At 38.6% G+C, this 15,309-nt stretch carries 15 protein-coding genes; 2 read left to right on the top strand and 13 right to left on the bottom strand.

Annotated elements, in window-relative coordinates; translation table 11 throughout:
* The 3 genes from addB to MKY46_RS03625 all read right to left on the bottom strand — a co-directional run bounded on the left by addB (position 1) and on the right by MKY46_RS03625 (position 4,950).
* Positions 1-3,510 (bottom strand): helicase-exonuclease AddAB subunit AddB, encoded by a 3,510-nt coding sequence (gene addB, locus MKY46_RS03635; protein ID WP_036120932.1) that lies wholly within the window; start codon positions 3,508-3,510, stop codon positions 1-3.
* A gap of 238 nt (positions 3,511-3,748) precedes the next feature.
* On the bottom strand, positions 3,749-4,387 hold the full coding sequence (locus MKY46_RS03630; RefSeq protein ID WP_340833785.1) for a TVP38/TMEM64 family protein: 639 nt from the start codon (positions 4,385-4,387) through the stop codon (positions 3,749-3,751).
* Positions 4,388-4,398: 11 nt separating this feature from the next.
* Positions 4,399-4,950, bottom strand: a complete 552-nt coding sequence (locus tag MKY46_RS03625; protein ID WP_036120940.1) for a helix-turn-helix domain-containing protein — start codon at positions 4,948-4,950, stop codon at positions 4,399-4,401.
* A 123-nt stretch (positions 4,951-5,073) separates the two neighbouring features.
* Here MKY46_RS03625 and MKY46_RS03620 point away from each other — a divergent pair, with 123 nt between their 5' ends.
* Entirely contained in the window at positions 5,074-5,808 is a 735-nt protein-coding gene (locus MKY46_RS03620; RefSeq protein WP_051891627.1) for an AzlC family ABC transporter permease, read from the top strand.
* The gene (locus MKY46_RS03615; RefSeq protein ID WP_036120943.1) at positions 5,805-6,131 is read left to right on the top strand and encodes an AzlD domain-containing protein; all 327 of its coding nucleotides are present in this window, start codon (positions 5,805-5,807) and stop codon (positions 6,129-6,131) included. Before MKY46_RS03620 ends, MKY46_RS03615 begins: the two co-directional genes overlap by 4 nt.
* Positions 6,132-6,186: 55 nt before the next feature.
* On the opposite strand, the gene MKY46_RS03610 is transcribed toward MKY46_RS03615, so the two are convergent.
* From MKY46_RS03610 to ftsE, 10 genes are all read right to left on the bottom strand, one after another.
* Positions 6,187-7,149: an IS3 family transposase gene (locus MKY46_RS03610; protein WP_230593935.1), complete on the bottom strand. Its 963-nt coding sequence runs from the start codon at positions 7,147-7,149 to the stop codon at positions 6,187-6,189.
* Positions 7,092-7,517: an IS3 family transposase gene (locus MKY46_RS03605; RefSeq protein WP_036126546.1), complete on the bottom strand. Its 426-nt coding sequence runs from the start codon at positions 7,515-7,517 to the stop codon at positions 7,092-7,094. The genes MKY46_RS03610 and MKY46_RS03605 overlap by 58 nt, the downstream gene beginning before the upstream one ends.
* Positions 7,518-7,630: 113 nt before the next feature.
* Positions 7,631-7,852 carry a DUF2198 family protein gene (locus MKY46_RS03600; protein ID WP_036120955.1) on the bottom strand — a complete coding sequence of 74 codons (222 nt, stop codon included), beginning with the start codon at positions 7,850-7,852 and terminating at the stop codon, positions 7,631-7,633.
* On the bottom strand, positions 7,852-9,033 hold the full coding sequence (locus MKY46_RS03595) for a PDZ domain-containing protein (protein ID WP_036120958.1): 1,182 nt from the start codon (positions 9,031-9,033) through the stop codon (positions 7,852-7,854). The genes MKY46_RS03600 and MKY46_RS03595 overlap by 1 nt, the downstream gene beginning before the upstream one ends.
* 122 nt (positions 9,034-9,155) lie before the next feature.
* Positions 9,156-10,598: a S41 family peptidase gene (locus tag MKY46_RS03590; protein WP_036120961.1), complete on the bottom strand. Its 1,443-nt coding sequence runs from the start codon at positions 10,596-10,598 to the stop codon at positions 9,156-9,158.
* Between the two features lie 282 nt (positions 10,599-10,880).
* Positions 10,881-11,468, bottom strand: coding sequence for a peroxiredoxin family protein (locus MKY46_RS03585; protein WP_036128486.1), 588 nt, complete (start codon positions 11,466-11,468; stop codon positions 10,881-10,883).
* Entirely contained in the window at positions 11,465-12,097 is a 633-nt protein-coding gene (locus MKY46_RS03580; protein ID WP_036128484.1) for a hypothetical protein, read from the bottom strand. Before MKY46_RS03580 ends, MKY46_RS03585 begins: the two co-directional genes overlap by 4 nt.
* A gap of 260 nt (positions 12,098-12,357) precedes the next feature.
* Positions 12,358-13,665 (bottom strand): murein hydrolase activator EnvC family protein, encoded by a 1,308-nt coding sequence (locus tag MKY46_RS03575; protein ID WP_340833784.1) that lies wholly within the window; start codon positions 13,663-13,665, stop codon positions 12,358-12,360.
* Between the two features lie 54 nt (positions 13,666-13,719).
* The gene (gene ftsX / locus MKY46_RS03570) at positions 13,720-14,604 is read right to left on the bottom strand and encodes a permease-like cell division protein FtsX (protein WP_036120971.1); all 885 of its coding nucleotides are present in this window, start codon (positions 14,602-14,604) and stop codon (positions 13,720-13,722) included.
* Positions 14,594-15,280 (bottom strand): cell division ATP-binding protein FtsE, encoded by a 687-nt coding sequence (ftsE, locus tag MKY46_RS03565; protein ID WP_036120973.1) that lies wholly within the window; start codon positions 15,278-15,280, stop codon positions 14,594-14,596. The genes ftsX and ftsE overlap by 11 nt, the downstream gene beginning before the upstream one ends.
* Positions 15,281-15,309: the final 29 nt, after the last annotated feature.

The raw sequence follows: 15,309 nt of genomic DNA, 5'->3' as shown, positions 1-15,309 counted from the left end.
CTACTCCATCTCCTTCCGAATTTTATCAACAATGTCATTCGGCTTCGCTTGCGCCAACTGACGATAGCTTTGTTTACCATCTGAAGGATCAAATTGACAAACCGCGGCGAATTGACAGTAATCACATGCTGTTTTGGCTTTTAATTTATAGGGGCTAATGGCTGTATCACCAGATAAAATGCCATTCCCTGCTTCCTGATGTTTACGTCGAACGAAATGTTGTAACTTTTTCATATCATTGACAGGAACAATGCGTGATTGTGATTCAGACGGTGTCCCATCCTTTTTCATATATACAGGAATAATTTTTGAGTACCCACTACTTTCTTCTAATTGCTCGTCCATCGATAAAATCGCCTCAGCATTTTCTGACAGTAGACCCTTCATTTTATATTGCTTTAATCGATCTTCCTCTATTTCACTATCTGTTAAATCCTTATCTAGCTTTAACATTGGATTATGGACATGGACATACAGTACCCCAGCTGGTTCAGTTTGACCAGGTAGCCAATAAGAGCTATTTTCCATTGCTACATCTAAATACGTAAGGACTTGTAAGGACAATCCATAATAAACCTCATTTAAGTCCAGATCTCGAGCTGATGATTTATAGTCGACAACCCGCAAATAAGAACGATCATCGATTGTTGCACTATCCACTCTATCAATACGTCCTCGCATAAACATTTTCTTGCCGCTAGTCAAATCAATTTCAAGCGGTGGTAGCTGTTCATGCTGCCCTGGACCAAACGACGCCTCAATAGCAATAGGCTTGAAGTGGGATACATTAGCATGCTGTGTCAGTGCAGTCATTGTGCGCTCAACAATGCGAATAAGCTTACGCTGAATATAGCGATAACGAGCACTCGACAATAAAATTTGATGTGAAAAGACAGGCACAATTTGCTCTACTGCTTGTCGTGCTAATTGTTTAATTTGCTGTGTTGTTAAACGAATCCATGATAACTGCTGGCGATGTGTTTCTTCTGTAATCCACTTTAATGCCTCGTGGAATAAATCACCCATCGCAAAGGTTTCAAGTCGGTATTCAGCACGTTCTTCTAAACGTAGACCATACGTAGTGAAATGAGAAAATGGACATCTAAAGTATTTCTCGATTCGTGACACACTTGATGTTAACTTCTGACCATATAATTCCTGTGTAATATATGTTTCAAGTGGCTCAGCTTCATTTTTATGGGTAATCGGATAGAGGACACGCTCAAAAATGAGTGCCCAATACGGATCTTGTTTATAAAATTTTTGTAATGCTAGCCATTCTGGTGCTAGTTCACGGCTATGCTCAGCTTGACGTAACTGCACCATCAGATGCGCTAAAGCCGTACGAGGGTGGCGTAAATAGGGTAAAACATCTCCGTTAAGTAATTCAATGGGATCCATCACCACTCGCTCAATGACAACTTCACTTAATAAACCAGCTGTTTTATCATTGCCAATCATTTTCTTGATATAAAGAGAGGATAGCAGTGCCTTGCCCTCTTCATCTGCCGTAGGATATGTCATATACAGCTTGTCAGATGGTGTTGTAATAGCACGGTAGAATAAGTAATTTTCCTGTAATAAACGATTGGTGGAGGTTGGTGCAAGCTCGTAGCCAATTTGGCTAAACCATTCTCGCTCTGTATCTGACAATAAACCCTCATATTCCATTCGAGTTGGATAAACACCATCATTCATACCCACTACAAAAGTAACTTTGATATTAGACAATCTGGCTAAATCAACAGTAGCGACCATGACCTCATCTAAGGTCGGCGGAATGCGAGAAAATTCTAGCGTATCAAACCCTTCATCAAGAATTTTAGCTGCTTCCTCCAAAGTCATTTCTTGCTCCCCAAACATATAGACGAATTGGTCAAGAACACCAATCCATTCGTTCCAAGCTTGCTCATGTTCACTCGCTGCTAATGCGTCACCTCGCTCTAGCTCACGATCTTTCATTGCTTGAAGCTTATCATAAACCTGTAATGACTCCACTAGCTCAAATAATGCAGTCGCAATATCTCTACCCGTTTTCGCACTATCAAGCTTATCTTGTAAATTCTTTAACGGTAGACGAATTTCATCTCGAATAGCCTCGATTTCCGCCTGCATAGCACGTTCCTCATCTGTTTGAACACGCGAATGGAATTCTAATCCACGATACTTTTTATAAAACCAACGTGCCTCCTCAAACCACCGTTCTCCATAGATGCCTTGTGCCAAGCAATAGTTTTCTAATCGATCTGCTCGCTCACGCCAGATGGTTAGCTCAGCATGTAATGGGAAAAATAAATCTGTTTTCACACTACGAAAAACAGGTTCGTACTTCCAAGTAGACGTCATGACCTCTAGTGCAGAACGACTTAGCTCGATTAGTGGATGATGTAACATCGTCTTTTTTGTATTTGTAAAAATAGGAATTTCATATTGTTGGAAAATACTTGTAATAAGTGGATCATATAGCTCTGCTTGTCTATATAAAAGAACTATATCCTGATAACGATAACCGTCTTCTCTTGTCAGCTTTGTTATTTCCCGGGCAATCGCATGTACTTCGGCTCGACGATTAGACGCTTCAAGTACCATCACATCTCCAGAAGATTTTTTCGTTTTGGGCACCAAATCAGTAAATTTAGCCTCCACATGCTGCAAATCTTCAGAATGGAACCTTTTAGTATTGTAAAAATGTAATGGTGCATCAACATCGATGCCCTCTTCATTGGCGATGTCATGCAACCGTTGATTTGTTAAAGCCGCCTCATGGAATAGTGCCTGTTCATCAAACGCTTCATCTGAATGATCAAACGGAAGAACAATGGTTACTTGTTTAGTTACTTTTAACAACTCACGTACTAATTCTAACTCCCGTACAGTGAAGGCGGTAAATCCATCAATATAAATGGTTGCTTGCTTCATCGTATCAGCATACTTCAATTGCTCTGTTAAAATTGGATAATAGCCCTCACTGTCGACATATGTCGTGCCTAGTCGTTCCTCTAAGGCCTGTAACACTACATGTAAATCATTTGCTTTAGCCTGTAAGGTATTTGGAGCATCAATTGCCTTTAATGATTCCGTTACCTCTGCTAAGACTGAGCTATTGACGCTATAGCGGCTAAATTCTTTTAAAAGTGTTTCAATCTCCTCCGTAAAGCCACGTTTTCCTGCTGCTTGTCGAAATAAGGAAAACTCACTTTTTTGTTCCTCTAAAAGTTTACGAATGAGCATTCGATAGCCATAGCCATTCACTTCTTTGCGAGCAATCCCGCCAGTTTCCTGTAAAACCAGCCACGCTAAGCGCTTAAACGTCATCACTTGTGCACGGATCAAGCCTTGTAAACCATGCTTATTCGTCAACTCATATTCTGTAGAATAAGACATCTGGTCGGGGACAATTATGAAAATCGGATGTCCCAATGGCTCCGTTTTAAGCTGTTCAATGATCTCCTGATGAATAAATGCGGATTTTCCTGTTCCTGAACGTCCTGAAACAATACGCAATGACATATTCTTTCCCCCTCCTCATTGACTTGCCCATTTTGGGTGAATCTTTTGATGATTTGATACGCTTTTTGAGCATTTCCTTTGCTAGTTAGTTAACGTACCTATGTTACAGCAACTTTAATCGTCTATCTTAAATTCTATCGAAAAAAACTAGTAAATACTATCTATCAACCTTCATGTGAGAAGATAATGACACAAAAAAACAGCCTCTTTAAAAATTAAAGAGGCTACAAACAATTGGTTAGCGAGCATGATGATCCTGATTTTTCGTCAATTTTCGCGCTTGCTTCAAATCTCTTTCCACACGAGCGTTCAAGCGCTTCTCTATCAGCTTGCCGACCCACCATAAAATTACGACGGCTACAGCAGCAATGACCAATCTGATGGGGCTTGTCAATAACGATTTTAAGTCATAGCCCAACACACTCATGCCTAAAATCATCACGAACTTCCCAGCCAATAAAACGACTAAGTAAAACTTTTTATGAATATGGGATAACCCAGCAACAATATTGACAATAACAGATGGTGTAAAAGGGAAACAAAGGAGGACAAAAAGAGGGCTGATGCCATTCATATCCACCCATTTAATAAGTTTCTGAACCTTTTTACTACCTGTTAAAAATCGTAGCCTTGGATGCTTGCCAAAATGGCGAACAAGCAAGAAGACAGCATAGGAGCCCGCTACAGAGCCTAACCATGATAATAAGAACCCTAACCATAAGCCAAATGCACTTGCATTCGCTACAACAAATACGACTAATGGCAGAAAAGGTAAAAACGCTTCTAAAAATGGTAGCAGTAAACCAATGATTGGGCCAAATGTTCGATATTGTGCCGCAACCTGTTCAATATTTTCTACAGTAAACCATTCACTCAACATCGACACCTCTATTTATACTGTAAAATTAAATGAAAAATTGTTAGCCCTTCCGAAGTATTGCGATATTCATGGGGCTGATGCCCTGAGAATACTAGTGTATCCCCTTCATCCAGTAATTCATGCATATCCCCAGCAGAAATAACTGCTTGTCCTTTGATGACCATTACAGTTTCCTCTACCCCTTCTGTATGAGCTTCACTCTTACTAATTGCCCCTGGCTCCATTTCAACCTTATAAAATTCCCAGCCTCGCTCAGGATTATACGGAATAATGGAGTAGACACGATAGCGTCCCTCATCTTCATCCACATGCGGCACATCCTTACTGCTATAACGCATGTAATGAGCGGTTGGTGGCTGTAATAATGAAGAGAATGATATGCGCATACCAGCTGCGATTTTCCAAATTGTTGAAACAGTCGGATTAGCCTCACCCTTTTCAATTTGTGCAAGTTGTGCTTTACTAACACCTGTCGCTTTAGCTACGTCATCTAGACTTAGATGACGCTGCTGTCTAATTTTCTTTAATTGAAATGCTAAATTTCGACTCATTTGTTCCATTTTAATCACCAATTTCTATTGTTTATTTTATCAGACATATGTATACTTTAATAAACATCAAGAACTATCAAACAATTCCATCAATAGTATACATGGAAATGATTAAGAAAGGATGGCCTATTTATGACAAGTACAACAGAGCTTCATCATGATGATTCCATAAGCCCTTCCAACGACAGCTTTCTACAGGGCGTCAAAGATTGCGTACCTACTTTACTCGGTTATATTAGTATAGGACTTGCATTCGGTGTTGTAGGTTCCGCTTCTGGATTATCTGTCCTTGAAATTGCCCTGTTAACGATACTTATTTATGCAGGATCTGCACAATTTATTTTTTGTGCACTTCTTTTAACAAGCAGCCCTGCCTCTGCTATCATTGTAACCATTTTTGTAGTTAATCTACGCCATTTATTAATGAGTTTAACATTAGCACCTCATTTTACGCGCTACTCTATGCTTAGAAATGTTGGTTTCGGTACATTATTAACGGATGAAACCTTTGGTGTCGCAGTAACAAAGCAAATGCAAACAGGCAAATTATACGGCAAATGGATGGATGGGCTTAACATCACAGCCTACATTTTTTGGATTCTCTCCTGTGTTGCAGGTGCCTTTTTAGGACAATGGGTAGCAAATCCCGAAAAATGGGGCCTAGATTTTGCTTTAATTGCCATGTTTGTTGCATTGTTAGTACTGCAATTGAGCAGTGTTGGCAAAAGCAAAATCATGCATTATATCAAGTTAATCGGCTATATGACAGTTATTATGTATGGCCTTTCTTATCTAGTGCCTTCACATGTAGCTGTGCTTCTAGCAACAGTCATTGTCGCAACAATTGGGGTGGTGACAGATAAATGACAACAACTTCTTATATGGTCTGGCTTATTATTGGCTGTGCACTTGTTACATGGCTGCCGCGTGTCATTCCATTTATTTTTGTACGTAGTGTAACACTCCCTGATGTTGCACTCAAGTGGCTCAGCTTTATACCTGTTTGTATCTTAAGTGCTCTTGTAATTGAAAACTTATTCGATACTGAAAGTGGGAAAGTAGTGACTCTTGATTGGCCCGTCTTTGTTACATTTGTGCCAACTCTTATTATTGCACTTATCACAAAAAGTTTATCGATTACTGTCATTGCAGGCGTAATCATTATGGCAGCTGTTCGATTTTTCATGTAAAAAGGTCAATCCCCTTTGTAAAGTGTACCCTTTGTAAAGGACATTTTGAAAAAGGTTAGGCAACTTCTTGAAGCTGCTGTCTGTATTTTACAGGCGGCAGCTTTTTTAAATTCCATTGCCCTCGATAATGATTGTAGTAAATCATATAACTCTTAATTTCTTTCTTTACTTCTTCTAACGTTTCACATGCTCTAATAGTTGTTTCATCTTTAAAATGCCCAAAGAATGATTCTTGTGGCGCATTATCCCAACAGTTTCCTCGACGTGACATGGACTGTCCTAAGCCAATTTTCTTCACTAAGGCTCGAAATTTTGGATTCGTATAATGGAAACCTTGATCCGAATGGATAAAGGCATCTTCCCTTAAATGGCGATGTTTCTTCAATTTATGTAAGGTATTGAGCGCAATTTCTATACTCAATGTAGAAGATACTTCATAAGCTAAAATTTCATTTGTTTCGGCGTCTTTTATCGTTGATAAATAAGCACGTTTACCGCCTCCATATATTAAATATGTGATGTCGGTTAGTAATACTTTTCCTGCCACACCTTGCTTGAAGTTGCGGTGTAAATTGTTAGGGCATATACGATGTTCCTTCGTTGCTTTTGCCATACGACGCGCTGGATTCGCTTTTCGAATGGGACAGATAATATTAAACTTTTTCATAATGCGACGGATACGCTTAAGGTTGTACGTAATTTCATATTGGTTTTCTAGTGTCATTTTTATTTGACGTGCGCCTTTCTTTCGTCCTCGGAAATGAAAGGCCTTTAAAATGACTTCTTTCACCACTTCATCTTCTTCATTCTGTTTTTGACGAGTTAAGACAGCTTCTACTCTAAAATAGCGATAGTAGCCTGAGCGTGAAACATGTGCCATTTCACAAAGATATCGTACCATTCGTTTTAATTGATATTTTTCAATAATTTGATGGATTAACTCAAATTTTTGTGTAGTACTTATTTTGATTTCTTCCTTATCAGCTGCCTTTCGAGTTGATCTAGCTTTTTTAAAAATTCGTTTTCTGCTTCTAACAATTTCATCTTCGCTTCTAAGCGGGCGTATTTTTCTTCTATACTTAATACGCGTTCTAAAGGGCGACCTGAAGCATGTTTTCTAGCATCTTCTAAACCTGTTAGCCCATGCTCTTTATAAGCTGTGCGCCAACGATTCGAAGCTCTCCGAATACGCGCTGGACCAAGGGCTTCAATGTCAAAACCCGCCTCAAGGAAAATTTCACTTGGATATTTTCCTTTATCGTATTCATCAATAAAAAATTCTTTAAATTCATCTGTATAAGTAATGGCTTTCGCGCTTACTGATTTGACGTATGGATTTAATTTTAATTGTGCCTGTTGTTGTTCCGAAAAAAAATTTTTAGTCATACTATTTACCACCGCTCGTTTTTTTCTTCATTATAAATAAAAATACCCTATAAGATGACCTTTTGGAAAGTGTCTATCTTATAGGGTACATTTTATTGAGAGGACTGACCTTTTTATTTCTTCATTTTACTAGCTAACCAAAAGCCTACGGTTAATGAAAATGCATCCATCACATAAATAATAGGCGAAGATGTATAGCCTGCATAAACAGAAGCTGCGATAAGTGCAATCGCTAATAACAGCGCAACATAGCGATTATAGGTAATTCTTGTAAACAATAAGACAAGGATCGCTGGTATAAATAGCGCTAATATCATTTTTCCAAAAACATCCATTATATTTCCCTCGGCTCAGCTAGTAATAAACCAATACGGTAATGATCATTGCTGTAAATCACATGCTGTGTTAAACGAATTTCATTGTTGCGGTCCAACACTTCTAGACGACAGTGTGCTGCATTTAATTGCAATGCCTCGTATAGCTCATTCTCTGTAAAAATAGATTTTCCATTTACTTTACGAATACATTCCCCTGCAAGCAAGCCCATTTTTTCTGCTGGCGAATCAGGAAGAACAGCTGCGATAATAGCACCCTTTGTACTTGGTGCAACGGCATAATGATCTGTTTTATCCTGCTGTGCAAAGTAGATAGAGATGATGATACGTATAATTGCCCCAACACCAAGTACGATGAAACCGATCATCGGCTCAAAATAAGCAGCTAAGCCACCTATTAAAATAAGCTCTCCAAGCAATAAGACAGATCGCCCTATTTTAGGTAATTTTATGACTGGTAATTCCTTTCTTGATAGCTTAGCAAAGCCAATGATAAGAGGGAATAAAACAAGTGCAAAGCTACTATCACCTATCGTAAACAGTGGCCAATATGGCAATACAGCCGATATAGCATCACCAGGCATAACAAAGAAAATAGGTAATACCCATACATTTTTTGTGCGATAGACAATAGCCTGCATACCCCGCTTTGTTTTCTCTATGGAAGGCGTTGATACCTTCATGGCAGCACGACGGATTAATAGCCCCTCTGCGATAACACAAAGGCCTGCCAAAATGGTAATCGTCACAATTGCGCCATCCTCTAAATTGCTCCCCTCCAAGGAAAATATCCACCAAGTAAATGTCCAATTGTAATAGGACATGGCCCATATCACAAGTGTTGCAATACCCATTGTCACAATGGGCGATAGTGCATTAATAAGGTACAGGACTAGCGCTACTATAGAAATTACTATTAAAATGATTAAAAATTCTTTTGGTACAGTAAGCCCTGCGACAATACTGATAAGAGAAATGAGCAGTGCATAAAGCCATCCATCTTTCCATTGACCGATTAACTCTGTCCAGCCCCAAATAATACGTCTATTAAAATATTTACGCTCCTGTTTTACACGACGATATCCTAAAAAAATAGCAAATATTATGACTATATACAGTAATGGGTTGAGTAAAAAGCGGCCAATCGCTGTTACAATTTCTATTAAAATCTCACTAACCATACGAACACCCGCCATTTCTATCTTGAATACTATGAATTTATTGTATCAAACGACTACACTCTTGCGTAGTACAAACTCATCGAAAGCTTTGTATTATGTTATTTTTGTTCTGTCAGATAGGTTTATTGTTCAATAGTGTGCAGTAAAAAGCTAGTGGCCATCTGGAATTGCTGGTCATTTTGACGATCCGCTTTATAATTTTTTAATGTCTCATTTAAGCTATTGAAGAAAGTTGTATCCATATAAAATTCATCTTCTGCTAATTTTAATTTTTTCTGTTTGCGATAAAGGTTGACGGCCTCTGCAGTCGTTTCATCCATATAGCCATCTAAACGATCTATTTGATAGCCTAGTTTCTGTAAGGCAGTTTGTGAATAGGCGATCTCCTCACTCATATCACCGACTTTAAATTTACCTGTTAGTGGATGTAGTTGAAAAGCAAATAATTCATTTTGCTCAATTACTAAACTTGCTTCAATGCCTTGCCCATGAATCCATTCGCGTTTTGGTGTCAGCCATTTATTAGTTGATAATTTCAGCTCTCCACCATTTGATAGCTCCCAAGATTCCTGCACAGTCCCTTTCCCAAAACTCTTGACACCAATCAGTGAAGCACGTCCCCAGCCTTTTAAAGCACCACTCAATACTTCACTCGCTGAAGCACTACCTTGATTTTGTAAGACAACGATTGGGATTTTGTTCATCGTTGCTACATATTTTTCATCAAAGCCTTTCGTTTGCGTTTTCAATGGTTCCATAGCACCTTCCGCATTTTGCATATATGCAAATACCTTGCCATTGTCCAATACCGTGCTCAGTAGCGCTGCGACGCTATGTAAATAACCACCTGGATTATCACGTACATCAATCACAATACCTTCAACATCTTTACGAAGCAATTTACTCGTTTCAGCAACCCATTCATTGGCCGTTTTTTCCCCAAACAACGAGATAGCCACATAGCCGATGGTTGTATCTTCTACTTTTATAACCTCACTCGATACCGTTTTATTAGAGATTGCAGCACGCTCCATTGTCATCTTAATATGTTTATCCTCACTCGGACGGTAGACAACAATAGTTACCTTCGACCCTTTTTCACCTTGAATTAAATGCATTAATTCACTCATCGTTTTCCCATCTACACGCACTCCATCAACTTGTACAATTTCATCGAGTGAACGCATACCAGCTTTCTCAGCAGGTGAAGAACGAACTGGAGACACAACAATAAACTTCCCTTTATTTTCTGCTAGTTCAATCCCAATACCTACCCTTTCCTCAGCCAGCATTTGCCGATGTTGCTCGGCCTCTTCCTGGGAGTAATACGTACTATAAGGATCCTTAATGGCATCAGCCATACCACGAAGAGCCCCCTCCACCAATGCATCCTTTTTTGTGCTGTAGACTGATTTTTCTTCAATAAGTGTCATGGCTTCACCAATTGTATCAACCTCCGTAACAGGCTCCTTTTTATCGTCACTAGAAAACCAATCAAAGTAAATACCACTACCTACCACCAAACTACTAAGCAGGACTCCGACACCAGCCGTTAATTTGCGCAATTCTTCCCTCCTCCGTCTCTTTTACTGTATGACTCTATTTTTTCAAACATACAAGATTACCTTTCAAATTTATGAAGAGAGAATATTTCACTTTTCTCATGGGTGTTGGTTGTTGCTTCGAGAGTATTTTCCTTTGTTCCGCGAGTATTTCCTCTGGCTCCGCGAGTATTTCCTCTGCCTTCGCGAGTATTCCCTCCTGCCCCACAATTGTTCACCTTAATTTCTATAAAAATAAAAAATCTGCTCGTTTCTACTATAGAAAACGAACAGATTTTTTATGAATTAATCTAGTGCATCTACATAATCATTTAACATATCTACATCCATTGGTCCTCTGATGGCGCGTTGGATATAGCCGTTGGAATCAATAAAATAAGTGGTTGGAATGGTGATGATTTGATAATCTAAGCCAGCGTCATTGTCTGGGTCCAATAAAATGGGGAATGTTAGCTCAAAGCTATCTCTAAATGTCATCACTGTGTCTACTTTGGCATCGGCAGTCACATCCCGTTCTGCACTTGTTAAATTGACAGCTATAATTTCAACGTTTTTCTCTTTAGCATACTCATCGTAGAAGCTTTGCATATGCGGCATTTCCGCCTTACAAGGTGGGCACCATGTCGCCCAGAAATTTAGTACAACCTTTTTTCCACGCAAATCACTTAATGTGATATCTTCTCCGTCTAAGCTTGTTAAGGTGAAATCAGGCGGTATATCCCCTTTTTTCAAGCCCGTTTCTAGCTCCTCCATATCCTTACCAAGAGCAGACTTTTCAATAGCACGTTCTTCGTTAATTTGTTGTCTCACATATGTACCAATCATCGCAATCACTAATAGCACAACGATCAATAGCCCAATATTTTTTTTCATTCTTTACCTCCCACATTGATTCGTTCATATTGAATGGCTAATCCCAAACAAAGTAGTACTACACTCACACCCACAGTTGTTTGCCATATACCAAGGGTTTGGAAGAGAGCCACGATCAAATAGCCAACTGTATACAATAATAAAGCTTGTTTCATCGCTGCTAGTTTCCATAATATGATGATGGTTAATACACTTAGCACAACTAATGTAATGATTTCACTCGATGTAGTGTTGTCATTGAGTAGCACGACAATCATTTGGTAAATAGATTGCGTTAAAATAATAGCCCAGCTACAAGGGATAATATCTTGTTTTTCAAACTGAAGATTGTGCCGCTTTCTCCATATTTGTAAGGACACTACGATGACGCCGAGATAAACACCTATTGTACCGCCATTGAAATAAAGTAATGACATTGGATTATTCACAACAGCTTTGAAATCAGTCACAAGTAGGCTTAGTTTCCAAACAATGAGAAATGTAAAAATCGCATCAGCATATACTTCAGACCATTTTTTTGAAAATTGCACGCGTAATATGAGCCACACTATAAAAAATGTAATGAGTAAAGCCACTGCAGTAGCTGGTAAAGTTAGTGCTCGAATCGAGTACCACTCTGTATTAATCACTCCAACAAATCCTCCTCCGAAAGTTAGATACAGCATAGCATAGAACCCTTTTAAAATAAGAATATTTCACACTGTGTTCAGAAAATCTTCAGAAATTAACATCTGTTAAAAATACCCCACTATGTATATATTCATCATAACATTAAATAGAATCGTATAATAGCCGTTACTCATAGAGTAGGGAGTTCTTATCTTCTAAAGATATAGATGAAATAAAAAAAGCTATACACTAGAATTCTCTAATGTATAGCTGTTCTATTTTACAATGGGATATATTTTAGTGGGTTTACACTGCCCACAGCTTGTCCTCGCCAAGGACCAATATGCACTTCAAAGTGTAAGTGAGGGCCAGTAGAGCGACCTGTACTACCCATTGCTGCAATTTGCTGACCTTGTGTTACTTCTTGTCCTACACTAACATTAAATGCACTTAAATGGGCATAAACTGTTGTATAAATTTGTCCATCAACAGAGTGCGTCAAAATGACAACATTACCATAAGAACTAAGTGGTGCTGCATAAGAAACTACACCATCCGCCGCTGCCCAAATCGGTGTTCCTGTTGCATTTGCAAGGTCCACGCCGTAATGGAATTCAGGGCCAGCTCCAATATTACGCCAACCATAAGGTGATGTTAGGCGGCCGTTCGTTGGTTTAATCCAAGTACCATTTGATTGAGGCGCGTTCACAGTACCACCTGATGAACCACCACCATTGTTGGCTGCTGCAGCCGCTGCAGCAGCAGCCGCTGCTTTACGTTTTGCTTCTTGTTGACGAGCAATTTCAGCTAAACGTTTTTGCTCAGCAATGATTTGATCTTGTAATTCTTGGCTTACTTCTAATGCTTCTGAGTACTCTTTTTCAAGTAATACTTTTTCAGATTTGAGCTTTTCTTGCTCTTTTTCTAATTGGTCAACTAGTTTATTTTTCTCAGCTTTTTGGCTATCTAAAGATGCCTTTAATCGTTCAAGCTCAGCTTTCTTGCCTTCCAATTTTTGACGTTTTTCTTCTACACTTTGCTTTTGCTCTTCTAACTGTTGTTTATCATCTTTTTGATCTTGAATAATTTGACGATCCGCTTCTAATAGTGCATTAACTGCAGAGAAGCGATCAATGAAGTCTACAAAGCTATTAGATCCAAGCAAAACATCTAAATAGCTTACCGAACCACCAGCTTGAATCGCACGTGCACGTTCTTGTAATAATAAATCTCGCTCTTCAATTTTATGCAGAAGTTCTTTAATGGAAGCTTCTAATTTTTTTATTTCTTCATTTGTTGTATGAATATCTGCTTGAACATTTTTAATATTACTATTGGTTTTGTCGATTTCAGCGTTCAATGCTTGAATTTGATCTAAGATTTTTTGTTGCTTTTCTTGATTAGCCGTGATGGCATTTGACTTATTACTAATGGATGAATTTAAATCATATTTCTTTGTTTCAATTTGTTTCTTTTCTTCTTTTAAATCCGATAAACTTGTTGCATATGCTGATGGAGTTTGGATAAAAAGAAATAGAGCAGATGCTACTGCAAGTGTTTTCAATGTTTTTTTCGCCTTACTTTTCACCGATTGAACTCCCCTTCGACTATTCTTTTTCTTCTTCACAAATATCCGTTGTGACTAAATTTTTAAAAACTTACGCACTGACATAAAGCTTCCCCAAACACCGATAAGCACGCCAATGAGTAACAGGAGACCGCTCACCTGATACACAAGTGGAGAAAAATCAAGTAATTGAATTAGCTCACCTTGTAAACGTGGTGCAATAATTTTATATACATTGTGGTAAAGGGTTGTGACAACCGCAATCGGAATAATCGAACCTAAAATTCCGAGCCACATACCTTCCAATAGGAATGGGATACGTACGAATGAATTCGTAGCCCCTACAAGTTTCATAATTTCAATTTCATCTCTACGAGCAATAATAGTAATACGAATTGTATTCGAAATTAAGAAAATCGCCGTGAATAATAACCCTAAAATAAGTACGATGCCTACATTACGACTAATATTTAAGAAGTTAAATAGTTTTTCAACTTTTCCTTCGCCGTACATAACGTCATACGTATACTCATATTTATCTATCGCTTTTGCAATTTTAGCTGTTTGCTGGGGATCAGCAGCTTTTACATAGATTACATTACGTAAAGGGTTGCTTTGTTCAAATAGCTTAAAATCATCACCAAAATCTTTTACTAACTTAGTTAACTCATCTTCCTTAGTGGAATAGGTCATCTCTGACACACCAGGCAATTTTTTGACTTTTTCGACGAGTGCTTTTTCTGCAGCTTCATCTGCTGTCTCATCAATTAAAACTTTAATCTCAACATCGTTTTCTAAATCAGTCGCTACTTTATTTAAATTCATCATAATAAGCGCAAAAACGCCTACTAGTATAAGCGTAACTGTTACGGCACTGACAGACGCAATGGTCATCCAGCTATTTCGGCCAAGTGATTTCACACTTTCTCGGAAGTGGCGCTTTACTGTATTAAATTTCATAGCCGTATTCACCTCCGTGTTCATCACGGACAATTAAACCGCCTTCAATTGCGATAACACGACGACGAATCGTATTGACAATTTCACGGTTATGGGTCGCCATCACAATGGTTGTCCCTCGAGCATTAATTTCCTCAAATAGATTCATGATTTCCCACGATGTTTCAGGATCGAGGTTCCCTGTTGGTTCATCTGCAATCACCACTTTAGGAACATTGACGATTGAGCGTGCAATCGACACTCGTTGCTGTTCCCCACCTGAAAGCTCATTCGGGAACATTCTTGCTTTATGCTTTAATCCCACCAGTTCTAATACTTCCATCACACGACGTCGGATTTCATCTGGATTTTCCTCAATTACTTCAAGTGCAAATGCTACATTCTCATAAACATTCAAACGAGGTAGTAATTTGAAATCCTGGAAAACTACGCCAAGTTGACGGCGCAAAAAAGGGACCTTCTTATTTTTTAATGTTGCTAAATCAATACCATTGACTATAATTTGCCCTGATGTTGCCTTTTCTTCACGATACATCAATTTAATAAATGTAGATTTACCTGCTCCACTTGGACCAACTACATACACAAATTCGCCTTGCTTTATATTAACGGAAATACCATTTGTCGCAACTACACCGTTTGGGTACTTCTTTGTCACATTTTTCATTTCTATCATGATTAAACCACCTAAAACTCTCATCTATG

Source organism: Lysinibacillus sp. FSL M8-0355, from assembly GCF_038008985.1.
Taxonomy (GTDB): Bacteria; Bacillota; Bacilli; order Bacillales_A; family Planococcaceae; genus Lysinibacillus; species Lysinibacillus fusiformis_D.
Note: the sequence above shows the minus strand (reverse complement) of the source record. Positions and strands in the feature narration are given on the sequence as shown.